This is a genomic window from Streptomyces sp. UNOB3_S3 (genome assembly GCF_020740895.1).
In the GTDB taxonomy this organism is placed as follows: Bacteria; Actinomycetota; Actinomycetes; order Streptomycetales; family Streptomycetaceae; genus Streptomyces.
On the sequence record NZ_JAILXP010000070.1, the window covers coordinates 1 to 24,040 of the forward strand.

25 protein-coding genes are annotated in these 24,040 nt (G+C 72.6%); 14 read left to right on the forward strand and 11 right to left on the reverse strand.

The genetic code is table 11. The features are described from left to right. The 4 genes from K6I33_RS10615 to K6I33_RS10630 all read right to left on the reverse strand — a co-directional run. On the reverse strand, positions 1–629 hold a 629-nt coding region (locus K6I33_RS10615), incomplete at its 3' end, for a trehalase-like domain-containing protein (protein ID WP_229350264.1). A 30-nt stretch (positions 630–659) separates the two neighbouring features. Then, positions 660–1,499 carry an SURF1 family protein gene (locus tag K6I33_RS10620; protein ID WP_229350267.1) on the reverse strand — a complete coding sequence of 280 codons (840 nt, stop codon included), beginning with the start codon at positions 1,497–1,499 and terminating at the stop codon, positions 660–662. 52 nt (positions 1,500–1,551) lie between these two features. After that, positions 1,552–2,556: a DEDDh family exonuclease gene (locus K6I33_RS10625; RefSeq protein ID WP_229350269.1), complete on the reverse strand. Its 1,005-nt coding sequence runs from the start codon at positions 2,554–2,556 to the stop codon at positions 1,552–1,554. A gap of 61 nt (positions 2,557–2,617) precedes the next feature. Then, a complete protein-coding gene (locus K6I33_RS10630; RefSeq protein WP_229350271.1) occupies positions 2,618–5,323 on the reverse strand; it encodes an MXAN_6230/SCO0854 family RING domain-containing protein in 2,706 nt (901 codons plus the stop codon). A 215-nt stretch (positions 5,324–5,538) separates the two neighbouring features. Between K6I33_RS10630 and K6I33_RS10635 the strand changes: the two genes are divergently transcribed. Both K6I33_RS10635 and K6I33_RS10640 read left to right on the forward strand, forming a co-directional pair. Then, positions 5,539–6,432, forward strand: a complete 894-nt coding sequence (locus tag K6I33_RS10635; protein WP_229350273.1) for a sterol desaturase family protein — start codon at positions 5,539–5,541, stop codon at positions 6,430–6,432. Positions 6,433–6,443: 11 nt separating this feature from the next. Next, entirely contained in the window at positions 6,444–7,250 is an 807-nt protein-coding gene (locus tag K6I33_RS10640; protein ID WP_374284013.1) for a lysoplasmalogenase, read from the forward strand. Here K6I33_RS10640 and K6I33_RS10645 read toward each other — a convergent pair. Continuing rightward, the gene (locus K6I33_RS10645) at positions 7,205–8,755 is read right to left on the reverse strand and encodes a S8 family serine peptidase (protein ID WP_229350275.1); all 1,551 of its coding nucleotides are present in this window, start codon (positions 8,753–8,755) and stop codon (positions 7,205–7,207) included. The genes K6I33_RS10640 and K6I33_RS10645 overlap by 46 nt on opposite strands. Positions 8,756–9,103: 348 nt before the next feature. Here K6I33_RS10645 and K6I33_RS10650 point away from each other — a divergent pair, with 348 nt between their 5' ends. The 3 genes from K6I33_RS10650 (at position 9,104) to moaA (ending at position 12,228) form a co-directional block, all read left to right on the forward strand. After that, the gene (locus K6I33_RS10650; protein ID WP_229350308.1) at positions 9,104–9,421 is read left to right on the forward strand and encodes a DUF485 domain-containing protein; all 318 of its coding nucleotides are present in this window, start codon (positions 9,104–9,106) and stop codon (positions 9,419–9,421) included. Further along, on the forward strand, positions 9,418–11,067 hold the full coding sequence (locus K6I33_RS10655) for a cation acetate symporter (RefSeq protein WP_229350277.1): 1,650 nt from the start codon (positions 9,418–9,420) through the stop codon (positions 11,065–11,067). The genes K6I33_RS10650 and K6I33_RS10655 overlap by 4 nt, the downstream gene beginning before the upstream one ends. A 171-nt stretch (positions 11,068–11,238) precedes the next feature. Continuing rightward, positions 11,239–12,228 carry a GTP 3',8-cyclase MoaA gene (moaA, locus tag K6I33_RS10660; RefSeq protein ID WP_229350279.1) on the forward strand — a complete coding sequence of 330 codons (990 nt, stop codon included), beginning with the start codon at positions 11,239–11,241 and terminating at the stop codon, positions 12,226–12,228. Here moaA and K6I33_RS10665 read toward each other — a convergent pair. Further along, positions 12,211–12,441 carry a hypothetical protein gene (locus K6I33_RS10665; protein WP_229350281.1) on the reverse strand — a complete coding sequence of 77 codons (231 nt, stop codon included), beginning with the start codon at positions 12,439–12,441 and terminating at the stop codon, positions 12,211–12,213. The two genes, moaA and K6I33_RS10665, sit on opposite strands and share 18 nt — an antisense overlap. Before the next feature lie 208 nt (positions 12,442–12,649). Beyond that, the gene (locus tag K6I33_RS10670; RefSeq protein ID WP_229350283.1) at positions 12,650–13,033 is read right to left on the reverse strand and encodes a DUF3099 domain-containing protein; all 384 of its coding nucleotides are present in this window, start codon (positions 13,031–13,033) and stop codon (positions 12,650–12,652) included. A 220-nt stretch (positions 13,034–13,253) separates the two neighbouring features. Here K6I33_RS10670 and K6I33_RS10675 point away from each other — a divergent pair, with 220 nt between their 5' ends. Next, a complete protein-coding gene (locus tag K6I33_RS10675) occupies positions 13,254–13,535 on the forward strand; it encodes a GlsB/YeaQ/YmgE family stress response membrane protein (RefSeq protein ID WP_229350285.1) in 282 nt (93 codons plus the stop codon). Between the two features lie 93 nt (positions 13,536–13,628). On the opposite strand, the gene tyrS is transcribed toward K6I33_RS10675, so the two are convergent. The 3 genes from tyrS to K6I33_RS10690 all read right to left on the reverse strand — a co-directional run bounded on the left by tyrS (position 13,629) and on the right by K6I33_RS10690 (position 18,123). After that, complete coding sequence (gene tyrS / locus K6I33_RS10680) at positions 13,629–15,029, reverse strand: tyrosine--tRNA ligase (RefSeq protein ID WP_229350287.1); 1,401 nt, start codon at positions 15,027–15,029, stop codon at positions 13,629–13,631. 81 nt (positions 15,030–15,110) lie between these two features. Then, positions 15,111–16,514 carry a metallopeptidase TldD-related protein gene (locus K6I33_RS10685; protein WP_229350290.1) on the reverse strand — a complete coding sequence of 468 codons (1,404 nt, stop codon included), beginning with the start codon at positions 16,512–16,514 and terminating at the stop codon, positions 15,111–15,113. Between the two features lie 82 nt (positions 16,515–16,596). Then, positions 16,597–18,123 (reverse strand): TldD/PmbA family protein, encoded by a 1,527-nt coding sequence (locus K6I33_RS10690; RefSeq protein ID WP_229350292.1) that lies wholly within the window; start codon positions 18,121–18,123, stop codon positions 16,597–16,599. A 123-nt stretch (positions 18,124–18,246) separates the two neighbouring features. Here K6I33_RS10690 and K6I33_RS10695 point away from each other — a divergent pair, with 123 nt between their 5' ends. The 7 genes from K6I33_RS10695 (at position 18,247) to K6I33_RS10720 (ending at position 22,340) form a co-directional block, all read left to right on the forward strand. Beyond that, positions 18,247–19,089: a pentapeptide repeat-containing protein gene (locus K6I33_RS10695; protein ID WP_229350310.1), complete on the forward strand. Its 843-nt coding sequence runs from the start codon at positions 18,247–18,249 to the stop codon at positions 19,087–19,089. Between the two features lie 138 nt (positions 19,090–19,227). Continuing rightward, positions 19,228–19,932, forward strand: a complete 705-nt coding sequence (gene fabG, locus K6I33_RS10700) for a 3-oxoacyl-[acyl-carrier-protein] reductase (RefSeq protein ID WP_229350294.1) — start codon at positions 19,228–19,230, stop codon at positions 19,930–19,932. Positions 19,933–19,937: 5 nt separating this feature from the next. Next, entirely contained in the window at positions 19,938–20,708 is a 771-nt protein-coding gene (gene fabI / locus K6I33_RS10705; RefSeq protein WP_229350296.1) for an enoyl-ACP reductase FabI, read from the forward strand. Positions 20,709–20,852: 144 nt separating this feature from the next. Then, a complete protein-coding gene (locus K6I33_RS10710; protein WP_229350298.1) occupies positions 20,853–21,173 on the forward strand; it encodes a hypothetical protein in 321 nt (106 codons plus the stop codon). Positions 21,174–21,206: 33 nt separating this feature from the next. Beyond that, positions 21,207–21,329, forward strand: coding sequence for an SGM_5486 family transporter-associated protein (locus K6I33_RS36000; protein WP_275126678.1), 123 nt, complete (start codon positions 21,207–21,209; stop codon positions 21,327–21,329). Between the two features lie 163 nt (positions 21,330–21,492). Further along, positions 21,493–21,732, forward strand: coding sequence for a hypothetical protein (locus tag K6I33_RS10715; protein WP_229350300.1), 240 nt, complete (start codon positions 21,493–21,495; stop codon positions 21,730–21,732). Positions 21,733–21,821: 89 nt separating this feature from the next. Next, a complete protein-coding gene (locus K6I33_RS10720) occupies positions 21,822–22,340 on the forward strand; it encodes a histidine phosphatase family protein (protein ID WP_229350302.1) in 519 nt (172 codons plus the stop codon). Positions 22,341–22,367: 27 nt separating this feature from the next. On the opposite strand, the gene serB is transcribed toward K6I33_RS10720, so the two are convergent. Continuing rightward, complete coding sequence (gene serB / locus K6I33_RS10725) at positions 22,368–23,600, reverse strand: phosphoserine phosphatase SerB (protein ID WP_229350304.1); 1,233 nt, start codon at positions 23,598–23,600, stop codon at positions 22,368–22,370. Here serB and K6I33_RS36005 point away from each other — a divergent pair. Beyond that, positions 23,599–23,997 (forward strand): hypothetical protein, encoded by a 399-nt coding sequence (locus K6I33_RS36005; protein ID WP_275126679.1) that lies wholly within the window; start codon positions 23,599–23,601, stop codon positions 23,995–23,997. The two genes, serB and K6I33_RS36005, sit on opposite strands and share 2 nt — an antisense overlap. Positions 23,998–24,040: the final 43 nt, after the last annotated feature.

Here is a 24,040-nt window from a genome sequence, read left to right on the forward strand (position 1 = left end):
CCGGCCCACGCTCGCCAGACGGCCAGGCTGTGGCGCAAGGCGCCATGGGGGGCGACGAGCGCGGGGCGGGGTTCGTGGGAGGGGTGCCAGGTGAGGACGAAGGCGACCTTTTGCCCGGCCTCGACCGTGAACTCGGAGCGGGTGCTGAAGTCACGGCCGTAGGTGGACACGGGCGGCTCGCTGCGCAGCCAGACGGAGTCGGGGCCGGCGACGGCGACGCGGTGGCCGTCGCCGCGCCGCATCCAGGGGACGATCGCGCCGTGGCCGAAGCGCAGCCGCAGCACACTCAGCATCTCGACGGACCCGCTGACGCCCTCGACGATCCGGACGAGATCGGGCGCGCGGTCGCGCTGCGGCATGAAGTCGGTGACCTTGACGGTGCCGCCGTCCGTCTCCCAGACGGATTCCAGGACGAGGGAGTCGCCGGCGTAGGAGCGGTGGGCGCACTCGCCGGCGCCCACGGGGGCGAGCCGCCAGTGGCCGTTCTCCTCGCCGCCGAGCAGCGCGGCGAAGCAGGCGGAGGAGTCGAAGCGGGGCAGGCAGAGCCAGTCGATCGAGCCGTTCCGGCCGACGAGGGCGGCGGTCTGCAGATCGCCGATGAGCGCGTAGTCCTCGATGAGTGCTGACACGCGGGGCGTCCTTCCCCGGCCCCGCGCGGGCTACTCCGGGGACGCGGCTGTCCGGGCGACCTCGCCGCCCTCGGCACCCCCGGCGGACGCGGCTTCGGCGGTGGTGGCGGAAGCGGCCGCCGCCGCGGCGTCGGCGGCGCGGTCGCGGCGCTCGCGGCGGACCAGGACGAACCAGCCGACGGGCACGCACGCGCTGAACAGCCACCACTGGACGGCATACGCCATGTGGTTGCCGATGCTGCTGTGGTCCGGGCCGGGGACGGGCTGGGGCTGGCCGTCGGCGGTGGGGGAGATCAGCTCGGCATAGCCGCCGATGACGGGGCGGTGCAGCTCCTTGGCCTGGCGCCCACTGTTGATGAGCATGATCATGCGGGGTGGCAGGCCCTTGGTGTCCTTGATCCCGCTGCCCGGTGTCTCGTCGGCGCGCAGCCGGCCCGTGACGGTGACCTTGCCGGCGGGCGCGGCCGGGACGGCCGGGAACGCCAGCTGGCCGCCGTCGGCGGGGATCCAGCCGCGGTTGACGAGGAGCGCCGTACCGTTGTCCAGCACCAGCGGTGTGATCACCATGAAGCCGGACTTGCCGGACGAGTCGGTGCGGTAGCGGACGACGACCTCGCCCTTGGTGTCGAAGGTGCCGGTCGCGGTGACCTTGCGCCAGACGTTCTCCTGCGGGACCTCACGGCCGGGGGCGCTGAGCGTGCCGACGGGCACGGGGGCGTACGCCAGGCTGTGGGCGATCCGGTCGTTGCGCGCGACCCGTTGCTCATGGCGGTGGAACTGCCAGAAGCCCAGTTTGATCATCGCCGGAATGAGGGCGAGCCCCACGAGCGTGAGGATCACCCACTGCCGGGTCAGCAGGAAGCGGTACACGCGTTTGACGGTACCTGGTGGGGTTCGCCCCCCTTGCCACGGGGCCCCCGGCTCAGGCGCCGCCGTCGGCCGGGGTGACGTGCGACAGCAGCTGGACGAACGCCGCCTCGTCGATCACGGGTGTACCGAACGAGCGGGCCTTGACGACCTTGGAGGTGGGGGAGCCGGGGTCGTTGGTCACCAGCACACTGGTGAGCCGGGAGATGCTCGTGGCCACGTGGAGACCCGCCTCCACGGCCCGGTCCTCCAGCAGCTCCCGGTCGATGGAGGTGTCCCCGGAGAACGCCACCCGCATCCCCTGCTTGAGCTGCCCGCCCGGCGCGTACCGGCCGGGGTTGGGGTAGGGGCACGCCGGGCGCTTGCGGCTGGCCCGCCAGGTGCCGGTGCCGCCCCGGTAGGACGGCTGATATCCGACCCTCGCCGAGTACGCCGGCGCGGCCGCCGGGCCGTCGGACCACTCGGTCAGCGGCTGGCAGGCCAGCAGCGGCAGCCGCAGCCCCGCCCCCGCCGCCAGGTGGAGGCTCGGCCGGAACGCCTCGGCCAGCACCCGGGCGTCGTCCAGCGCGTGGTGGGCGCGCTGCTGTACGACGCCGTAGTGCGCGGCGAGCGACTCCAGCTTGTGGTTCGGCAGGGGGAGCTGCAGCTCCTTCGACAGCGCGATGGTGCACAGCCGCTGTCGCACCGGGGCGGTGGTGCCGGCCCGGGCGTACTCCCGGGCGATCATCGACCAGTCGAAGGCCGCGTTGTGCGCGACGAGGACCCGGCCGTCGAGCCGCTTCGCGAACTCGCCGGCGATGTCCTGGAACAGCGGCGCGTCCGCGAGCACTTCCGACGTCAGCCCGTGGATCCACACCGGGCCCGGGTCGCGCTGCGGGTTGACCAGCGTGTACCACTGGTCCTCCACTCGTCCTCGGGCGTCCAGCTGGTAGACCGCGGCCGACACTATCCGGTCGTCCCGGGCGAGCCCGGTGGTCTCCACGTCGACGACCGCGTACCCCTCGGGATACGCGGCCGGCCACGGGGTGGGCGATGCGGCTGCGGTGCGGTCTTCGAGCATGGTCCAAGAGCTTACGGGCCACCGCTGACAACGCGGGATCCGGCCGGTTCCGGCGGTGGCTTCAAGCCAGCTCCGCCAGCAGCCCGCCGGCCGTCACCCGCGCCGTCCCCGCGCACGCGTCGACGGCGCCGGGGAAGAGCCGGTACACCGTGCCGGTCGCGCCGGCCGGGGACAGCTCGTCCCCCTCGACGAGCGCGAGGAAGACGCGGCGGCCGTCCGCTGCCGCGCGTGCTGCGGGGGCGTCGGCCGGCTCGCGGGACTCCGGGGCACCCAGCGCGCGCAGCCGCGCCGCGAAGGCGGCGACGCCCTCGCCGTCGCGGCGCCGGTAGCGCCACAGCTCGACGCGGGAGCGGCCGGTGGCCGGACCGGGCGGGCGCGGGGCGTCCGCGCCCGGTCCGTTCGCGCCCGGGCCGTCCGTGCCCGCCCCGGAGGCGCGCCGTACGACGACCGTCTCGTCGCACCGCGCCGCCGCGTGCCAGCACGCCACGTCCCACAGGGTCACCCGGGCCCCGCCCGTGAAGTGCTCCCACAGGTCCCGTGCGAGCGCGCCCAGCGCGTTCCCGTGGCGGCCCAGGTCGTGCACACCGCTGTCACCCGGAAGGTGGACATCGGTCCACAGCGCGCGGCCGTCCGCCAGGTCCACGATCATCGGCGCGCAGATCCGCGACTCCCCGGCCAGGTCGAAGCGCTGCCGCACCGCCCGGGGGTCGTACGACGCGTCCCGCGCCCCGGCGCCGGAGACGGTCATGAACCCCGCGAAGGCGTCCGGCAGCTCCTCGAAGGGCACGTCGTTGAAGCTGAAGACCACCGGCACGGCGTAGCGCGCCCCGGCCGCGGCGAGCGCCGGCAGGTCCAGGTCGACGTACTCGGTCGCGCCGTCCGGCGGCGGTGCCGAGGTCAGGTCCCCGGAGTGGACGGCGGCGTCGCCCCGGTACCGCAGCCGCGTGTAGTCGCACAGCCCGACGGCCTGCCAGTCCTCGTCGAAGAACGCCACCGACAGGTCGAGGTCCACCCGGGTGCCCTCCGGCTCCATCCAGTGGAGGAACAGCCGCAGCACCCGGCCCCCGGGCAGCCGCAGCTCGCTGCCGCGCGGCACCGCGACGAGCGACGCCGCCGAGGACCGCTCGGCGAACGGGGCCGTCAGGGACGCCAGCCCCGGGTCCAGCACGGCGAGCTCGTAGCGGGACGCGGCGCCCAGCCGCCGTACCGCCTCGGCCTCCAGCAGCCCGGTGACCCGGGCCACCAGCGGGGCGGGCAGCGGCGGCCGGACGTCGTCGACGCCCTGCGCGCGGCCCACCCGGCCCCGGGGGAAGAACACCCGGCGCGACGACGGCAGATGCCGCCCCCGCAGCGCGCCCAGCGCCCCGAGCAGCGGCCCGGGCCCCGCCTTCGGCAGCCCGTGCTCCAGCGCCGCGCCCAGCTCGGGCGCGAGCTCCTCGCCCCCGTACCCGCGCAGCAGCTGGTCCAGCCGCCGCACCAGCTCACCGGGCCGCCGCGCGAGCAGTTCCACGGCCCCGGCGGCGTCCCCGTGACGCAGCGCCTCCTCGACCCGCCCGGCCCAGGTGCGCGCGACGATCCGGATACCGCGCCCCGGCGGCAGCACCGCCACAGTCACCGCCTCCGGATGCTCCTCCGCCGTCCGCAGCAGCGCCTCGCCCAGCGCCCCCGCGCCCGATACGTCCGTGCCCCGCAGCGCCGCGAAGGCCAGGGCCGCGCGTGGGTGGCGCGCGTGGCCCTCGAAGGGGTGGAGCCGCTCCGCCGCGCGCTTCCACGCCTCCGGGTGCCGGAGGAGGTCCTCGACGAGGGAGGGCGTCGCGAATCCGTCGAGGACGGCGAGCAGTTCGCGGCGCAGCCCGCGCGGCACCCCGCGCAGCCGGGGGTTCGTCAGCAGGTCCGCCTCGCCGCCGGACCACACCCACAGCAGGCGCAGCACGTCCGTGGCGGTCGTCAGCAGCTCCGGCAGCCGCTCCCGGACGGCCGTCACCGTCGCGGGCCCGCCGTCGCGCAGCAGCGTGCCGAGCACCAGCGCCCGGGTCTCGCGCACGGGGATGTCAGCGGGCAGCCAGCCCAGGCCGCCCGGCTCGGCGTGCGCCAGCAGGACCTTGACGTCGTCACGGTCCTGCGGGGAGAGCGGCGTGGCGCGGGCCAGCAGCCCGGTCAGCTCGGCGGCCGCGTCGGCCGTCCGCGAGGTGCCCAGCACGAGCAGCCGCAGCGGCCCCTCGGGGAACGACCGCCGCGCCGCACCGGCGGACTCGGAGAGCCGCAGAAAGGGATCCGTGCGGTCGACGCGCCGATGGCACAGCGGGCAGCCCGTGTAGTCCGCGCCGTCCCAGCAGGAGCGGCACACCAGATGCGCGCACGGCGAGACGGGCAGCACGGCGCCGACCGTGCCGCACAGCACGCACGGCTGCTCCGGCCGCTGGAGCAGCAGGCTGAAGACCCGGTCGACGAAGAGGGCGTCCGTGTCCTTCGGCACCGACCGGGGGAAGCCGCGGAAGAGCGGCATATGGGTACGGTCGGCGCCCAGCTGCGCGTCGATCGCGTGCAGCAGGCCCCGCCCGGTGTCGGCGAGGGCCCGGGCCCCGGCCCCCGCCAGCGCCGTGCGCAGCGGCTCGGTCAGCGCGTGCCCCCGGTCCAGCAACTCGCCCTCCAGCGCCGTCAGTCCGGCCGCGACGGCGGGGTCGCTCACCGCGGCGGGCGGCGACGGCTCATGGTCGACATAGACGGTCCGGGCGCGGCGGAGCAGCACGGAGTGGAGTGTGGACACGAAGCGGATCCCCCTGAGAAAAGCGAAACGGGGGCGGAGAGTGGGCGCGCTCGGATTCATTGTGGAGATGAGGAGAAGGAAGCACACCGCGGAGCCGCCCCCGCACCCCGATTCTAGGCGGGGGCCGATCAAGGGGGCCAACCCTTTTCCGAGCTGCGGTACCCGTTGGTAACAACCTCTAGCGGCACGCCCTCCGGCGCGCTTATGGTGCGGCCATGCCGCACCTACCGGACGTGGTCCTGTGGTCCATACCCGCCTTCATCCTGCTCACCGCACTGGAGTTGGTGAGCTACCGGCTGCATCCCGACGACCGCTCCGAGGGCTACGAGGCCAAGGACGCGGCGACCAGCGTCGGCATGGGGCTGGGCAGCATCCTCTTCGACGCGCTGTGGAAGATCCCGATCGTCGCGGTCTACACGGCCCTCTACGAACTCACCCCCCTGCGCGTGCCCGTGCTGTGGTGGACGCTGCCGCCGATGCTGCTCGCGCAGGACTTCTTCTACTACTGGTCCCACCGGGGCCACCACGTCGTACGGATCCTGTGGGCCTGCCACGTGGTGCACCACTCCAGCCGCAGGTTCAACCTCACCACCGCGCTGCGCCAGCCGTGGACCACGCTGACGGTGTGGCCGTTCTATGTGCCGATGGTGCTCGCCGGGGTGCACCCGGCGGCGGTGGCGTTCTGCTCGTCGGCCAACCTCGTCTACCAGTTCTGGGTGCACACCGAGCGGGTCGGCAGGCTGCCCCGGCCCTTCGAGTACGTGCTGAACACGCCCTCGCACCACCGGGTCCACCACGCCTCGCAAGGGGGCTACCTGGACCGCAACTTCGGCGGAATCCTCATCGTCTGGGACCGGATGTTCGGATCCTTCGTGCCGGAGGGTGAGCGTCCGGTCTACGGCCTGACCAAGAACATCGACACCTACAACCCGCTGCGCGTCGCCACCCACGAGTACGCGGCCATCGGGCGCGACCTGAAGGCGGCGGGGAGCTGGCGGGAGCGGTTCGGGCGGGTCTTCCGGGGCCCGGGCTGGCAGCCGGACCGTACGTCCGGGGTGACGACGGAAGAGGCGGCGAAGCCGGCGACGGTCCACGAGCGGGTCGCGTGAGGGCGGCTCGCGTGAGCGGCGACCGCACGAACCGGGACCGCGCGAGCGGCGAGCGCGCGAACCGGGACCGCGCGGCCACGGCGGCGCTGGCGGTCTTCGGCGCCACGGCGGTGGTCCACCTGACCGCCCTGCTCACGGGCGCCACGCTCCTCGCCCACGCCACCAAGCCCGCGCTGATGCCCCTGCTGGCCGCCCACGCGCTGCTGCGCGGCGGACCGCCGCTGCTCGCGGGCGCGCTGCTCCTCGGCTGCGGGGGCGACACCCTGCTCCAGGTGGGCGGGGACTCCGGGGGCACGGCCTTCCTGCTGGGCATGGGGTCCTTCGCCGCCGGGCACGTCTGCTATCTGCTGCTCTTCGCCCGGCACGGCAGCCCCGGCGGCGCCCGGACGTACCGGCTGGCGGCCCTCTACGCCGCCGCCTGGCTCACCGTGGTCGTCCTGCTGTGGCCCGGCCTGGACGGGGAGCTGCGGGCGCCGGTCGCGCTCTACAGCCTGCTGCTGACGGCGATGGCGCTCGGCGCCACCCGGGCCCGCCTGTGGTCCGGGGCGGGCGGGGCGCTGTTCCTGCTGTCGGACACGCTCCTCGCGAGCGGACTGGCCGAGTGGCCGCAGGCGCCCGTGCCCCAGTTCTGGGTCATGCTCACCTATCTCGCCGCGCAGGGGCTGCTGGCCCAGGGGGTGCTGCGGTGCCACGCCGGACCGCAAAGGCCCGGGCGGGAGACGGAAGAGGCCGGCCGGTCGCCGGCCGGCCCCTCCGCCGAGGGCGGGTCAGGTCAGTCCCGGACCGCCGCCAGGGCGTCGACGACGCCGAAGCCGTAGAAGCCGTTCACGTGCTTGGTGCCGGCGCAGGTGGCCTTCCACTTGCCGGTGCCGTCGGGGTCGTACGCGGCCGTGGGGCAGCCCGGGTTCTTCGCCTGGGCCTTCATCAGCCACTGGATCTCCTGCGGGCTGGACTTGGGGTGGGCGCTCTTCAGCAGCGCCGCCACCCCCGCCACGTGGGGGCTGGCCATCGAGGTGCCCTGGAGGTACGCCCAGTCGCCGCCCGGCATCGTGGAGAGGATGCGGCCGTCCTTGCCGGGCAGCTCGGGCACCTGGAGGCTGTCACCGCCGGGGGCGGCGACGTCCACGGAGTTCAGCCCGTAGCTGGAGTAGAAGGACTTCTGCCCCCGCGCGCCGGTGGCGGAGACGGTGACGACGCCCGGCAGCTGCGAGGGGACGTCGAGGCAGACCTTGGGGTCTATCTTCCGGGGCAGCGGCGTGGAGTCGTTCGGGCTGGAGGCGTCGGCTATCTCCTTGGCCGCCAGGTCGAAGTTGGAGTTGCCCGCGGCGGCGACGTTGACCACGCCCTTGTTCTGGGCGTACTGCGCGGCCCGGCCGACCGCGTCGGCTATCGCCTTCTGGTCCGCGTTGTCGGGGCAGTTGAACATCCACGGGTCCACGTAGTAGCTGTTGTTCGTCACCCCGGCGCCGTGGTCGGCGGCGAAGACGAAGGCGCAGACGACGCTCTCGGCGTAGAAGAAGGAGCTGTCGTCCGGGGTGCTCACCCTGATGGCGGAGACCTTCGCGCCGGGAGCGACACCCGCGACGCCCACCCCGTTGCGGGCCGCGGCGATCGTGCCGGCGACATGGGTGCCGTGGTAGTCCTTGGCCGGGTTGTTGGGCCGCCACGCGCCGGGGCTGGTGTCGGCCTTGCCGGTGACGCAGCTGGCCGACTTGTCGGCGGCGAAGTTCGGGGCCAGGTCGGGGTGGGTGTCGTCCACGCCGGTGTCGATGACCGCGACGGTCACCTTCCTGCTGCCCGGGTTGACCTTGGCGGCCTTGTCCGCGCCGATGGCGCCGAGGTCCCACTGGAGGCCCTCCAGCGGCTCCTTGCCGGCCGCCGCGTCACGGGACGCCGCCGGCGCGCCCTCCTTGGTGAGCTTCAGCTTCTCCGGCTTGCCGTAGTCGGTCGTGGCGGCCGACCGCAGCGGCGCGGTGCGCGTGGCGCCCGCCGAGGCCACCCCCGGCACCAGCCGCAGTACCTCCGCGAAGTGCGGGTTCTTCGAGTGGACGACGATCACGCCGATCTTGTCGTACGAGGCCACGATCGTGCCCTTGGAGCGTTCGATGGACCTCTTGATCAGCCCCGTCGTGGGCGCGCCCGGCTTGATGTTGACGACGTACGAGAGCAGCGGGCCGTCCGTGGTGGCGGCGGCCTTCGCGGGAACGCCCGCCGCGGGGGCGGCCGATGCCGCGCCCGGCAGGAAGCCGAGGGAGGCGGTGAGTGCCAGACCGAGCGGGGCCGCCAGCAGGGCGCGGCGTCGTCTGAGTCGCAGATGAGCCATGGAGTTCTCCACATCATCCGGAAATCCACCCGTGCGCACGGGTGTGCGGGGGCGGGGTGTGACGAGTGAAGCTAGCGCCGATCGGCGGGCCCGGGCAACGAATTCCCCAAGAATGCCAGTGGAGCCGAGGACTCCGCGAGCGTCAACACGATGCCTACGAACGGCAGTCGACCGGCAGAAGGGCAAGGACTGTCGCATACTGCGATGTCGCTCTACGATGCGTGATCGCCGTCACAGATCGGCTCGCGCCCCGTATCCACTCGTTCAGGAGAGGCCGTGGACTCAGAAGAGGTCGTGGGTACCCCACCGACCGCAGCCAAGGGGCAGGCCGAGCCGGCCCACCCTGCCATCCCCGCCCAGCCCGACAACTTCACCGATGTGCAGTCGAGCGCCGAGTTCGGAGAACTGCGCCGTGCGCACCGCTCGTTCGCCTTCCCGCTCACCATCGCCTTCGTCAGCTGGTACCTGCTCTACGTCCTGCTGTCCAACTACGCCGGCGGGTTCATGGACACCATCGTCGTCGGCAATATCAACATCGCCCTCGTATTCGGGCTGGCGCAGTTCCTGACCACCTTCCTGATCGCCTGGTGGTACGCCCGCCACGCGGAGGCGAAGATCGATCCCAAGGTCGAGGCCCTCAAGGCCCGTCTGGAGGCGGGGGAATGACGCCACGCACCACCGTCCTGTCCGCCGCCGCCCACCCGCTGGCGGCCGGCGGCGCGAGCGAGCACCGCACGCTGATCATCACGCTCTTCTCGGTCTTCGTCGCCGCCACCCTCGCCATCACCATCTGGGCCGGCCGGCAGACCAAGGACGCCACCGACTTCTACGCCGGCGGCCGCTCCTTCACCGGCTTCCAGAACGGCCTGGCCATCTCCGGCGACTACATGTCCGCCGCCTCCTTCCTGGGCATCGCCGGCGCCATCTCGCTCTACGGCTACGACGGGTTCCTCTACTCCATCGGCTTCCTCGTCGCCTGGCTGGTCGCCCTGCTCCTCGTCGCCGAGCCGCTGCGCAACTCCGGCCGCTTCACCATGGCCGACGTCCTCGCCCACCGGCTGAAGCAGCGGCCCGTGCGCACCGCCGCCGGCACCTCCACCATCGTCGTGTCGATCTTCTACCTGCTCGCCCAGATGGTCGGCGCGGGCGCCCTGGTGGCCCTGCTCCTGGGCGCCACCGGCGAGGGGGCCCGGCGCTGGATCATCGTCCTGGTCGGCCTGGTGATGGTCCTCTACGTGACCATCGGCGGAATGAAGGGCACCACCTGGGTGCAGATCGTCAAGGCGGTCCTGCTGATCGCAGGCACCCTGCTGATCACCATCCTGGTGCTCAACAAGTTCCACTGGAACCTCTCCACCCTCCTCGGCCGCGCCGCCGACGCCAGCGGCAAGGGCCGGGCCTTCCTCGAACCCGGCCTCCAGTACGGCAAGGACGGCACCTCCAAGCTCAACTTCGTCTCGCTCGGCCTGGCGCTCGTCCTCGGCACCGCCGGACTGCCGCACATCCTCATCCGCTTCTACACCGTGCCCACCGCCCGGGCCGCCCGTAAGTCGGTGAACTGGGCCATCGGCATCATCGGCGCGTTCTACCTGATGACCATCGCCCTGGGCTTCGGGGCCGCGGCCCTGGTCGGCCCCAAGGCGATCATCGCCTCCAACGAGTCCGGCAACACCGCGGCGCCCCTGCTCGCCCAGCAGGTCGGCGGGGGAGCGGGCTCCACCGGCGGGGCGATCCTGCTGGCCGTGATCTCCGCGGTCGCCTTCGCGACCATCCTCGCCGTCGTCGCCGGGCTGACCCTGGCCTCCTCGGCCTCCTTCGCCCACGACCTGTGGGCCAACGTCATCCGCAAGGGCCGGACGAGCGAGAAGGAGGAGATCCTCACCGCCAAGCTCGCCGCGATCGTCATCGGCGCCGTCTCCATCGCCCTGGGCATCTTCGCCCACCGGCTCAACGCGGCCGCCCTGGTCGCCCTGGCCTTCGCCGTCGCCGCCTCCGCCAATCTGCCGACGATCCTCTACAGCCTGTTCTGGAAGCGCTTCACCACCCAGGGCGCCCTGTGGTCGATCTACGGCGGACTGATCTCTTCCGTCACCCTGGTGATCCTCTCCCCGGTCGTCTCCGGCAACCCGAAGGCGCTCTTCCCGGGCATGAGCTTCGACTACTTCCCGCTCGGCAACCCCGGCCTGGTCTCCATCCCGCTGGGCTTCGCCCTCGGCTGGCTGGGCTCCCTGCTCTCCCGGCCGGACCCCGACCAGGAGAAGAAGTACGCCGAACTCGAGGTCCGCTCCCTGACGGGCTACGGGGCGCACTGACTTTTCTCTGTCCTCAAGCGCCGGACGGGCTACTGCGCCATGTCCTCAAACGCCGGACGGGCTGAAATCAGCCCGTCCGGCGTTTGAGGACCGGGGCCCGGGGCGGAGCCCCGAAACCCATCGCGTACGCTGCGGGCAGCGAACAAGCGTGCAACCCCGCCGGAGGCGCCCGTGCTCATCGACACCTACGGCCGCACCGCCACCGACCTGCGGGTCTCCCTGACCGACCGGTGCAACCTCCGCTGCGTCTACTGCATGCCCGAAGAGGGCCTGCAATGGCTCGCCAAGCCCGATCTCCTCACGGACGACGAGATCGTCCGGCTGGTCTCCGTCGCCGTCACCCGGCTCGGCGTCACCGAGGTCCGCTTCACCGGCGGGGAGCCCCTGCTGCGCCCCGGCCTCGTCTCCATCGTCGAACGCTGCGCCGCCCTCACGCCCCGCCCCCGGCTGTCGCTGACCACCAACGGCATCGGCCTGGCCCGCACCGCGCGGGCCCTGGCGGCCGCCGGGCTGGACCGGGTCAACGTCTCCCTCGACACCCTGCGCCCCGAGGTCTTCACCGCCCTGACCCGCCGCAAGCGCCACCAGGACGTCCTCGACGGCCTGGCCGCCGCCCACGCCGCCGGCCTCGCCCCCGTCAAGGTCAACGCCGTGCTGATGCCCGGGCACAACGCCGACGAGGCCCCCGACCTGCTGGCCTGGGCCGTCGAGCACGGCTACGAACTGCGCTTCATCGAGCAGATGCCGCTCGACGCCCAGCACGGCTGGAAGCGCGATGGAATGATCACCGCCGAGGAGATCCTGGCGGGCCTGCGCACCCGCTTCACCCTCACCCCCGAGGGGGAGGACGCCCGGGGCTCCGCCCCCGCCGAGCGCTGGACCGTCGACGGCGGCCCCGCCCGCGTCGGCGTCATCGCCTCGGTGACCCGGCCCTTCTGCGCCGCCTGCGACCGCACCCGGCTGACCGCCGACGGACAGGTGCGCACCTGCCTGTTCGCCACCGAGGAGTCGGACCTGCGCGGGGCGCTGCGCTCGGGTGCCACGGACGAGGAACTCGCCGGGCTGTGGCGGACGGCCATGCGGGGCAAGAAGGCCGGCTCGGGCATCGACGACCCGTCCTTCCTCCAGCCCCGCCGTCCCATGTCAGCGATCGGAGGCTGACGACTCCTCCCACTCCGCCAGCGTCACCACGTCCTTCAGAAACCCGCGCAGGGAGAGGAAGTTGGACAGGTGCTCACGGTGTTCGTCACAGGCCAGCCAGGTCTTGCGGCGCTCGGGGGTGTGGAGCTTGGGGTTGTTCCACGCCAGTACCCACACGGCGTCGGCGCGGCAGCCCTTGGCGGAGCAGATCACGGCATTCTGGGGGGAGTTCACCCCTCGACTCTACGTGGCCGGACACGGCGACGCCGGGCAGCCACGGGGGGAGCCGCCCGGCGTCGGTCTGTCGCTCCGACGGGGGATGCGGAGCGCCTACGAAGTATGTCACGGGGGGCCCGGAACGGGGCACCGATCCACATGATTGATCTGAGGTTTTCTTGAGCTTGTCGCACTGTCCGGCCGGCCGTCGCCCGGAACCGGAGGGTCAGCCGTGGTCGCGTCCCTGATCGGGCTCTCCCGGCCGCCCCGCTTCCGCCACGGGTTCCGCGACCGTGTCCGAGGGCCGCTCCGGAGCCCGGCCCAGCATCGGGCGCGTCGGCGCCGGGACGAACGTACCGGGCAGTGAAGGGGCGTTCTCCCGGCCCGCGTTGGCGATGACGACGGCCACATAGGGCAGCAGCGCGCCCAGGACCAGCGTGCCGATCGCCACGTAGCGCTCGATGTTCCACAGGATCACGGTGAGCACCACCGACAGCGTGCGGACGCCCATCGAGACCACGTAACGGCGCTGCCGCCCGCGCACGTCCTCCGCGAGGCCCTGACGGGCCCCGGTGATCCGGAAGACCTCCGTCCCGCCCAGCTTCCGCATCACGTTCCACCACCAGACTGCCGCACCGACCCGCTCGGTCCCGTACGTACACAACGTTACGCCGCGGCCTCCCGGCGGACGAGACCGGGTCGGTCGCGGGACGGCTCACCGATGGGCGCTCGACGTGCGCATCCGGCGTACGGGCGGATCCGACGTGCGCCGTAGGAGGGGCGGCCCCAGAATGGCGGAGCACCCATGTCGCTCCGCACGAGGAGGCGAGATGAACTGGTTGTGGGCAATCATCGTCGGACTCGTCCTGGGACTGATCGCCAAGGCGATCATCCCCGGAAAACAGCAGATCCCCCTCTGGCTCACGATCATCCTCGGCCTGGGCGGCGCCCTTCTCGGCAACTGGGCCGCGGGCGGACTGGGCGTCGGCGAGACCAAGGGCATCGACTGGATCAGGCATCTGCTCCAGCTGGCCGGAGCGGTGGTGCTGGTCGGGCTGGGCGACCGGCTGTGGGTCGGGATGCGGGGCAGCGGCCGGCACAAGACGAGCTGAGCGAACGAAAAAGCGAACGAAAAGGGGCGGCCGGTGCGCGGTGTCCCGCGTACCGGCCGCCCCAGGTCCGGAGCCCTACGACCCTACGGCCGCTTACAGACCGCGCAGCTCGGCGATCTTCCGGCCGGCCTTCAGGTAGACGGTCGCCTCCCGCCCGGCCAGCAGCTCACGGGCCACCTCGCCCAGCGGCCGGATGGCCTCGGCCTCCGGCAGCACCACGGCCTCCTGGCCCTCGGCCGTCTCCAGGACCAGCCGCAGACCGTTCTGCTTGGCCACCCGGCGGGCGGCCGAGGCGCTCGGCTGGAAGCCCAGCACCTTGCTGAGCACGGCCGTGGCCGGCTCCTCGCCGTGCTCGGCCAGATCCACCACCGGCGTCTCCACGTCGGTGAAGTTCTTCTTGGAGAACTGCGCGACGAAGCCGGCGCGGGCCGCCATCGCGGCCTCCATGCCGTACAGCGCGGCCACGACCTCACCCGCGAGGATCTTCTTCAGGTCCATCGGGTGCAGCGACTTCTCCTCGACGCGGGAGAGGACCAGCGCGATCTCCGCGTCCGTCCACTCCGTCCACGCCTTGAGGTACGGCTCCATCAGCCGGTCCGGCACCGACATGATCTTGCCGAAGACATCGTCGGCGGGGGCCGACAGCCCCACGTAGTTGCCCTTGGACTTGGACATCTTCGCGCCGGTGCCGTCGGTGCCCTCGATCAGCGGCATGGTGACGACCAGCTGCGGCTTCTGGCCGTGCACCTCCATGAGCTTGCGGCCCATCTGGAGGTTGAGCAGCTGGTCGGCGCCGCCGAGCTCGACGTCGCAGTCCAGCGCCACCGAGTCCAGGCCCTGCGCGATCGGGTACAGCATCTCCGTCATGGTCAGGCCGGAGCCCGCCGCGAGCCGGTTGCGGAAGTCCTCGCGCTGGAGCAGCTGCGAGACCGGCACCTGCGAGAGCAGGCCCAGCAGCTCCGGGAAGGTGTACGGCGCCAGCCACTCGCTGTTCTGCCGGAAGCTGACCCGCTCGAAGTCGAAGAACGGGCGGACCTGCTCCCGGTAGCTCGCCAGGTTGCGCGCGATGTCCTCGTCGGTCAGCGGCGGGCGCTCGGCCGTACGGCCCGTAGGGTCGCCGATCTTGGCGGTGAAGTCACCGATGATCAGCGTGACGTCGTGGCCCAGGCGCTGGAACCGGCTGAGGATGATCAGCGGCACGGCGTGGCCCAGGTGGACGTCCGTGGCCGTCGGGTCGATGCCCAGCTTGATGTGGAGACCCTTGCCCTCGGCCTGCCGCGCCTCGATGCGCTCGGCCAGCTTGGCCACGCCCGGCAGCACCTCGACCGTGCGCGAGGCGATCAGCTCCGCCTGGTCCTTCGGCTCCAGGTCCGACAGGTCCAGATAGCGCCGCGCCTTCGTCTCCGTGAGCAACTGCTCCACGGCCGAGTCGGTGGAGAGGTCCTGCGCCAGCAGAGCGCTGGCGCGCGCGACGGAGTCGCCGAGGCGTGTCATCGTGGCGTTCCTGTAAGGGGTTGTCGGACAAAGGACAGGACGAGTCTATTTGCTCCGCCCACCGGTTGCTCCACCCACCGGTCAGACGCCCCGGCTGACCGAACTCATGTTGAAGTCCGGAATCCGCAGCGCCGGCATGGCCGCCCGGGTGAAGTAGTCGCCCCACTCGCGCGGCAGCGTCGGCTCGGTGCGGCCCGCCTCCGTCGCCCGGGACAGCAGCCCCACCGGGGACTCGTTGAACCGGAAGTTGTTGACCTCGCCGACGACCTCGCCCTTCTCCACCAGATAGACCCCGTCCCGGGTCAGCCCCGTGAGCAGCAGCGACGCCGGGTCCACCTCGCGGATGTACCACAGGCACGTCAGCAGCAGGGCGGGCCCGTCGTGGCCGCTCGCGGCGACCATCTCCGCGAGCGACCGGGTGCCGCCCCCGTCCAGGATCAGGTTGTCCGTGTACGGGGTGACGGGCAGGCCCGTCAGCTCCGCGCTGTGCCGCGTGGTGAGCAGGTGCTCCAGCACACCGTCACGGATCCAGTCGGTCGCGGCGATCGGCAGGCCGTTGTCGAAGACCGACGCGTCGTCGCCGGAACTGCCCGTCAGCACGAACGGGGCGCACTCCAGCCCCGCCGCGGCCGGGTCGCTGCGCAGCGTCAGCGGCAGCTCCGAGAGCCTCTCGCCGATCCGGGTGCCGCCCCCGGCCCGCGAGAAGACCGTACGGCCCTCGGCCGCGTCCCGGGCCGCCGAGGACCACTGCTGGTAGACCAGCAGATCGGCCACCGCGGAGGGCGGCAGCAGCGTCTCGTACCGCCCGGCGGGCAGCTCGACCTTGCGGCCCGCCCACGCCAGCCGCTCGGCGAGCTCGGCGTCCAGCGCGCGCGGGTCGACGTCCGTGAAGTCACGCGTGGCCCGCCCCGCCCACGCCGAGCGGGTCCGGTCCGGGGACTTGGCGTTCAGCTCCAGCGTCCCGGTGGGCTGGTCGTGGCGCAGCCGCAGCCCGGTGGAGGTGCCCAGATAGCTGGAGACGACCTCGTGGTGGGCGAACCCGTAGAGCTCCCGCCCCTCCGCGCGAGCCCGCGCGAAGGCCTCCCCGAGCGCGGGCGCGAAGCCGTCGAAGACGGCGGAGGAGGTCTCCGCAGGCGCCCCGGTGAACTCCGCCGCCCCCGGCACGCCCGTCACCAGCGGCTGCGCGTCCTCGGCCGGCCCCGCCTCCCGCGCCGCGGCCTCCGCCGCCCGCACCAGCGGCTCCAGCTCGGCGGTGGTCACGGCCGACCGGGAGACGACACCGGAGGCGGTGCCCCGGGCGCCGTCGACCGTCGCGATGACCGTGACGTCCCGGCCACGGGTGACCCCGTTGGTGGTCAGCGCGTTCCCGGCCCAGCGCAGATTGGCGGTGGAGCTCTCGCCCGCGATGACGACACACCCGTCGGCGCGCGACAGCTCCAGGGCGCGCTCGACGATCTCGTGGGGCTTGTGCTGGCGAGGACTCATCGACCGGCCTCCTGCGTGGTGTTCAGACTGTGCTTGCCCGGGGGACGACCCCCGGACCCCCGGCCGGACCCGTGCGCGCCGCTCATCGACCCGCCTCCTGCGTGGTGTTAAGGATGTTGACGCCCCGGAACAGCGCCGAAGGGCAGCCGTGCGAGACCGCGGCGACCTGCCCCGGCTGCGCCTTGCCGCAGTTGAACGCGCCGCCCAGGACATAGGTGTCCGGGCCGCCGACCGCCTCCATGGAGCCCCAGAAGTCGGTGGTGGTCGCCTGGTAGGCGACATCCTTCAGCTGCCCGGCCAGCCGGCCGTTCTCGATCCTGAAGAAGCGCTGACCCGTGAACTGGAAGTTGTACCTCTGCATATCGATGGACCACGACCGGTCGCCCACCACATAGATGCCCCGCTCCACCCCGGAGATGAGCTCCTCCGTCGACGGGCCGTCCGCCGCCGGGCGCAGGGAGACGTTCGCCATCCGCTGGACGGGCACGTGCTGGGGCGAGTCCGCGTACGCGCAGCCGTTGGAGCGGGCGAGGCCGGTGAGGCGGGCGATGCGGCGGTCGGTCTGGTAGCCGACCAGGACGCCGTCCTTGACCAGGTCCCAGGACTGGGCGGCCACGCCCTCGTCGTCGTAGCCGATGGTGGCCAGGCCGTGTTCGGCGGTCCGGTCACCGGTCACGTTCATGATCTCGGAGCCGTACTTCAGGGTGCCCAGCAGATCGGGCGTGGCGAAGGACGTGCCCGCGTACGCGGCCTCGTAGCCCAGTGCGCGGTCCAGCTCGGTGGCGTGACCGATGGACTCGTGGATGGTCAGCCACAGATTGCTCGGGTCGACCACCAGGTCGTACGTCCCCGCCGTGACGGACGGCGCGCGCATCTTCTCGGCCAGCAGCGTGGGGATCTCCGCGAGCTCGGCGTCCCAGTCCCAGCCGCCGGCGCCCGTCAGATACTCCCAGCCGCGCCCGGCGGGCGCGGCCAGGGTGCGCATGGAGTCGAAGCCGCCGGTCTTGGGGTCCACGGCCACGGCGGTCAGCTGGGGGTGCATCCGCACCCGCTGCTGGGTGGTCGTGGTGCCGGCGGTGTCCGCGTAGAACTTGTTCTCGTGCACGGCCACCAGCGACGCGTCCGCGTGGGCCACGCCCTCCGCCGCCAGCAGCCGCTCGCTCCACTCGGCGAGCAGCCCGGTCTTCTCGGCGTCCGGCACCTCGAAGGGGTCGATCTCATAGGACGACACCCACGTCCGCTCCGCGTGCACCGGCTCGCCGGCGAGCTCGACCCTCTCGTCCGACCCCGCCGCCGCGATCACCTTCGCCGACAGCTTCGCCATCGCCACCGCCTGCGAGGCCACCCGTGCCGCGGCGTCCATCGTCAGCTCCACGCCGGAGGCGAACCCCCAGGTACCGCCGTGCACCACCCGCACCGCGTACCCCAGATCCGTGGCGTCCGAGGAACCGGCGGGCCGGGCGTCCCGCAGCCGCCACGAGGCGCTGCGCACCCGCTCGAAGCGGAAGTCCGCGTGCTCGGCCCCCAGGGCCCGTGCCCGCGCGAGGGCCGCGTCGGCGAGCGGGCGCAGCGGCAGCGCGAGGAATGACGGATCGATCTCATGCGGCACGGTCCACGCTCCTTGTCGGTGTGTATCGCAGTGAACCATGCCGTTAAGGTGTCGTGGCCTGCCATCTCGTCACCCACCGGCAGCACCCGCCGTACGAGAGGAACCCGACGCGCAGTGTCCGCCATACGTGAAGACGCCGCCCCCGGCGCGGACCGGAGCACGAACCGCGCCGCGCTCAAGGGCGACTGCGGCAACTGCTTCGGGCTGTGCTGCGTGGCCCTGCCCTTCGCACGCTCGGCGGACTTCGCCCGCGACAAGGACGCCGGCACGCCCTGCGGCAACCTCAAGGCGGACTTCGGCTGCGGCATCCACGCCCGGCTGCGCGACAAGGGCTACCAGGGCTGCACCGTCTACGACTGCTTCGGCGCGGGACAGCAGGTCTCCCAGGTCACCTTCCTCGGCCGGGACTGGCGCGCCGCCCCGGAGACCTCACGGACGATGTTCGAGGTCTTCCCGGTGATGCGGCACCTCCACGAGCTGCTCTGGTACCTCACCGAGGCGCTCACCCTGAAGGACGCCCGCCCCGTCCACGCCGACCTGCGGCGCCTGCTGACGGAGACCGAGCGCCTCACCGGGGGCGACGCCGCGTCGCTGGCCGCCCTGGACGTGGGGGCGCACCGCCAGAAGGTGAACGTGCTGCTGCTGCGCACCAGCGAACTCGTCCGGGCCAAGGGCGGGCGCAAGGCGAAGAACCACCGGGGCGCGGACCTCATGGGCCGCCGGCTGCGCCGCGCGGACCTGCGCTGCGCCAATCTGCGCGGGGCCTATCTGATCGCCGCCGACCTCTCGGGCGCCGATCTGCGGGACGCCGACATAATCGGCGCGGACCTCCGTGACACGGATCTTTCCGGCGCCGACCTCACCGGCGCCTTCTTCCTCACCCAGCCGCAGCTCAACGCGGCCCGCGGCGACGCCGCCACCAGGCTGCCCGAGGGCCTCACCCGGCCGGCCCACTGGGTGGCGTAGCCCCGGCGGGGACTGTAGAGATCCAACAGGGACCACCCGCAGCCGCTGTCGCAGGTCGCTTCTCACTTCCGTGACCTCTACCGCTACGTTCGGTGTAGTCCGGCAGATCCATGGATACGACATCGGAAGGGTGATCCTTTGAGCCGCTCGGTTCTCGTCACCGGAGGTAACCGGGGCATCGGCCTCGCCATCGCGCGCGCCTTCGCCGAAGCGGGCGACAAGGTCGCCATCACCTACCGCTCGGGCGAGCCGCCCACCGGCTTCCTCGCCGTGAAGTGCGACATCACCGACCCCGAGCAGGTCGAGCAGGCGTACAAGGAGATCGAGGAGAAGCAGGGCGCGGTCGAGGTGCTGGTGGCCAACGCCGGCGTCACCCGCGACCAGCTGCTGCTGCGGATGTCGGAGGAGGACTTCACCTCGGTGGTGGAGACCAACCTCACCGGCACCTTCCGGGTCGTCAAGCGCGCCTCGAAGGGCATGCTGCGCGCCCGCAAGGGCCGCGTCGTCCTGATCTCGTCGGTCGTGGGCCTGATGGGCTCGCCGGGCCAGGCGAACTACGCCGCCTCCAAGGCCGGCCTCGTCGGCTTCGCCCGCTCGCTCGCCCGTGAGCTGGGCTCCCGCAACATCACCGTCAACGTCGTCGCGCCCGGCTTCGTGGACACCGACATGACGCGCGTGCTCACCGACGAGCAGCGCGCGGGCATCGTCGGCAACGTCCCGCTGGGCCGCTACGCGCAGCCCGAGGAGATCGCCGCCTCGGTCCGCTTCCTCGCCTCCGAGGACGCCGCATACATCACCGGAGCCGTCATTCCCGTCGACGGCGGATTGGGCATGGGTCACTGATCACCATGAGTGGAATCCTCGCAGGCAAGCGCATCCTCGTCACGGGTGTCCTCACCGAGTCGTCGATCGCCTTCCAGGCCGCGAAGGTCGCCCAGAACGAGGGCGCCGAGGTCATCCTGACCGGCTTCGGCCGGCTCTCGCTGGTCGAGCGCATCGCCAAGCGCCTGCCGAAGCCCGCGCCGGTCATCGAGCTGGACGTCACCAACCAGGAGCACCTGGACGGCCTGGCCGACAAGGTGCGCGAGCACCTGGGCGAGGGCGCGCCGCTGGACGGCATCGTGCACTCCATCGCCTTCGGCCCGCAGGGCGCCTTCAACTTCCTGGAGGGCACCTGGGAGGACGTCTCCACGGCCGTCCAGGTCTCGGCGTACTCCTACAAGTCGCTGACGATGGCCCTGCTGCCGCTGATGCGCGAGGGCTCCTCGATCGTGGGCCTGACCTTCGACGCGCAGATCGCCTGGCCGAAGTACGACTGGATGGGCGTGGCCAAGGCGGCCCTGGAGTCCACCAACCGCTACCTCGCCCGCGACCTCGGTCCCCAGGGCATCCGCTGCAACCTGGTCTCGGCCGGCCCGATCAAGTCGATGGCCGCCAAGTCCATCCCGGGCTTCGAGGAGCTCGCGGACGTGTGGAACCACCGCGCCCCCATCGGCTGGGACCTGGCCGACCCGGAGCCGGCCGGCCGCGGCGTCGTCGGCATGCTGTCGGACTTCTTCCCGCGCACCACGGGCGAGATCGTCCACGTCGACGGCGGCGTGCACATGATGGGTGCCTGACGCTCCCGTACCTCATGGGTGGCTGACGCTCCCGTAACCCCACGACGCCCGTCCCGGCCCATCGCCGGGGCGGGCGTCGCGCGTGTCCGGGTCGTGCGGCGCGGCGCGCGCCCGCACACTGGGGGAGGAGGGAGGTGGACGGGCATGAGCCCCCCGATACGGCGTACGGCGGTGCTGCTGTTCGCCACCCTCGCCCTGCTGGGCACCACGGCGACCGCCCCCGCGCCGCCCGCGCACCACGAGGCCGAGTGCCACACCCGCCTCCACGGCTCCCACGCCGTCACCCACTGCTTCAACGGCAACGCCACCCCCGACCGCGTCCAGCTGCACGTCGAGTGCGTCCACTGGTGGGACCCGGGGATGGACACCGCCCCCGTCACCGTCGGGCCGGCCAGCCACGTGGCCCTCACCCAGCGCTGCTGGCTGGGCATCCGCCGGGCCTGGGTCACCCACGCACCCGGGTGACCGGGGGTCCGGCGCGGGTGGGAGACTGTCCCCATGCCGGTCCTCGAAGACAACCCCAATCCCAAGAACGGCCAGAAGGCCCTGCTGACGATCCTCGGTGTGATGCTCGGCATCACCGTCGTCATCAGCGTGATCGCGACTCTCGCCTCCCCCTGACGCCACCGGCCCGTGCGGCCGTGGTGGGGCTGGCCCCACCATCCCCTAGGGGGCGGAGGTCAGGGTCGAGTGGGTGGAAGGCCGGATGGGGGAAGGCCGCCAATCTCCGTAGGTTCGTAGTACGCCGCGACGGTGCGGCGCACCCGACCTCCCAGGAGTCCCCATGCCCGCCGGTCCGCAGGCCCCCGCCGTCGTGTCCCGGCGGACCCAGACCCGGCTGTCCTGGTGGGCCGTGGCCCTGCCCGCCGCCGCGTTCGCGGTCTTCCTCTTCCTGCTGACGTTCCTGCTGACCGCCTCGCCTGCCTCGGCGGACGGCGTCTCCGGCGACGCCGCGTCCGGGGGCAGCGCGCTCGCCCAGGTGGTGCGCTTCGCGCGGTACGCACTGGAGCGTCTGGCGCTGTGACCGCCCGCGCGCCCATGGCCGCCGCCCGCGGGGGGCGAGCCCGTCAACACCCCGCGCCTCGCCGCGCGTTTCATGCGAAGCTGGACGGCATGAGCTCCGACCCGACCCGCAGGATCGTCATTCTCCGGCACGCCAAGGCCGAGTGGTCCGACGGCGACGACCACGACCGCCCCCTGGCGGACCGTGGCCGCAAGGACGCCCCGGCCGCGGGCCGCTGGCTCGCCGGCTCCGGTGTCACTCCCGGCCTGGCCCTCTGCTCGACCGCCGCGCGTACCCGCGAGACCTGGAAGCTGGCCGTCTCCGAGCTGCCCGCCCGCCCCCGTACGGTCTACGAGGAGCGGATGTACGAGGCATCCCTCGGCGAGCTGATCGCCCTGCTCAACGAAACCTCCGACGAGGTCTCCGACCTGGTGCTCATCGGGCACAACCCCGGGATGCACGCCCTGGCCGACGCCCTCGCCGGCGAGGCCGACGGCGATCTGCTCGCCCGGATGAACCGTTCCGGCTTCCCCACCGCCGCCATCGCGGTGCTGTCCTTCACCGGGTCCTGGAAGTCCGTCGAACACGGTGTGGGACGGCTCGTCGCCTTCTGGACGCCGCACTCCTGACGGGCCTCCGGCCCGGCCGGGCGGCCATCACTCGTGGGTGTTGGCCGCCTCGACCTCTTCGCGGGTGACACCCAGCAGATACAGCACCGTGTCCAGGAACGGCACGTTCACGGCCGTGTGCGCCGCCTCCCGCACCACGGGCTTGGCGTTGAACGCCACTCCCAGCCCGGCCGCGTTGAGCATGTCCAGGTCGTTGGCGCCGTCGCCGACCGCGACCGTCTGCGCCAGTGGCACCCCGGCCTCCGCCGCGAACCGGCGCAGCAGCCGGGCCTTGCCCGCCCGGTCCACGATCTCCCCGGTGACCCGGCCGGTCAGCTTGCCGTCGACGATCTCGAGGGTGTTGGCGGAGGCGAAGTCCAGCCCCAGCCGCTCCCGCAGATCGTCCGTGACCTGGGTGAAACCGCCCGAGACCACACCCACCTGGAAGCCCAGCCGCTTCAGCGTCCTGATCAGGGTCCGGGCGCCCGGCGTCAGCCGGACCTCCGCCCGCACCTTCTCCACCACCGACTCGTTCAGCCCCGCCAGCAACGCCACCCGGGCGTGGAGCGACTGCTCGAAGTCCAGCTCGCCCCGCATCGCCCGCGAGGTCACCTCGGCCACCTCGGCCTCACAGCCCGCGTGTGCCGCGAACAGCTCGATGACCTCGTCCTGGATGAGCGTGGAGTCCACGTCCATCACGACGAGCCGCTGGGCCCGCCGCTGCAGCCCGGCCGCCACCACGGCCACGTCCACGCCCAGCACCGCCGACTCGGTGACCAGCGCGGTGCGCAGCTTCTCCGTCTCCGTGCCCGAGACCGCGAACTCCACCGCCGTCACGGGGTACTTGGCGAGCCGGAAGATACGGTCGATGTTGCCACCGGTGTCGGTGATACGGGCCGCGATGGCGGCGGTCGACTCGGCGGTCAGCGGGTGCCCGAGCACGGTGACATGGGAACGGCCGACACCACGCGGCCTGTTGTCGCCCAGGCCGGAGATGATCTCCGTCTGGAGGTGCATCGACTCCGCCCAGCTGTGGACGGTCGCCCGGAGCTCGCCCTCGCTCGTCCAGCCGCCGACGGGGGCGGTGACCAGCGCGCACAGCGTGATCCGCCCCCGGGTGACGATCTGCTCGATGTCTATGACGTCGACGGCGAAGGCGGCGAGGGTGTCGAAGAGCCCGGCCGTGATGCCCGGCCGGTCCTTCCCGAAGATCTTCACAAGGAGAGTGGGGACATCATCGCCGGTGGCGACGGCGGCAGCGGGGATCTGCGATGCGCTCATGGTGGTCCTACGGTATCCGCACACCTGTCCCGGCCGACAACTCAGCCCGCCCCGGTGCCCCCGCGACGCCCCGGCGGCCCCCTACCGCCGCTGCCACGGCGCGGGCGGCGGCTCGTCCGGCGGTGGCACCGGCGACGACCCGTACCGGTACGGCGACCGCGGCCGCCGCCGGGGCGGGGGCGGCACCGGCGGACGGCCGGTCTGCGTCGGCGCGCTGAAGGGATCCTGCCCGGCGGAGTCCCCCGGGGGGCCGGGCGCGCCGGGCTCCCCGCCGGGCGGGGCACCGCCGGACGGGGCCTTCCCGGGCGGCCGCAGATACGGATTGGTGTCCGTGCGCGAGGGCCGGTACCCCGGCGAGGGGGCGTACGGCCCCGGCGCGTACGCCAGATCGGGGTAGCTGCGCCCCTCGCCCGGGCGCCGGCCGCGCGCGTGGGCCGAGG

Bases quoted from the DNA above. Each gene is read 5' to 3' on its own strand.
- K6I33_RS10625 (WP_229350269.1), bottom strand. From the start codon at position 2,556: ATGCTCGAAGACCGCACCGCAGCCGCATCGCCCACCCCGTGGCCGGCC.
- K6I33_RS10635 (WP_229350273.1), top strand. From the start codon at position 5,539: ATGCCGCACCTACCGGACGTGGTCCTGTGGTCCATACCCGCCTTCATC.
- K6I33_RS10645 (WP_229350275.1), bottom strand. From the start codon at position 8,755: ATGGCTCATCTGCGACTCAGACGACGCCGCGCCCTGCTGGCGGCCCCG.
- K6I33_RS10655 (WP_229350277.1), top strand. From the start codon at position 9,418: ATGACGCCACGCACCACCGTCCTGTCCGCCGCCGCCCACCCGCTGGCG.
- K6I33_RS10670 (WP_229350283.1), bottom strand. From the start codon at position 13,033: ATGCGGAAGCTGGGCGGGACGGAGGTCTTCCGGATCACCGGGGCCCGT.
- K6I33_RS10675 (WP_229350285.1), top strand. From the start codon at position 13,254: ATGAACTGGTTGTGGGCAATCATCGTCGGACTCGTCCTGGGACTGATC.
- tyrS (WP_229350287.1), bottom strand. From the start codon at position 15,029: ATGACACGCCTCGGCGACTCCGTCGCGCGCGCCAGCGCTCTGCTGGCG.
- K6I33_RS10685 (WP_229350290.1), bottom strand. From the start codon at position 16,514: ATGAGTCCTCGCCAGCACAAGCCCCACGAGATCGTCGAGCGCGCCCTG.
- fabI (WP_229350296.1), top strand. From the start codon at position 19,938: ATGAGTGGAATCCTCGCAGGCAAGCGCATCCTCGTCACGGGTGTCCTC.
- K6I33_RS10710 (WP_229350298.1), top strand. From the start codon at position 20,853: ATGAGCCCCCCGATACGGCGTACGGCGGTGCTGCTGTTCGCCACCCTC.
- K6I33_RS36000 (WP_275126678.1), top strand. From the start codon at position 21,207: ATGCCGGTCCTCGAAGACAACCCCAATCCCAAGAACGGCCAGAAGGCC.
- K6I33_RS10715 (WP_229350300.1), top strand. From the start codon at position 21,493: ATGCCCGCCGGTCCGCAGGCCCCCGCCGTCGTGTCCCGGCGGACCCAG.
- K6I33_RS10720 (WP_229350302.1), top strand. From the start codon at position 21,822: ATGAGCTCCGACCCGACCCGCAGGATCGTCATTCTCCGGCACGCCAAG.
- K6I33_RS36005 (WP_275126679.1), top strand. From the start codon at position 23,599: ATGGTGGTCCTACGGTATCCGCACACCTGTCCCGGCCGACAACTCAGC.
- serB (WP_229350304.1), bottom strand. From the start codon at position 23,600: ATGAGCGCATCGCAGATCCCCGCTGCCGCCGTCGCCACCGGCGATGAT.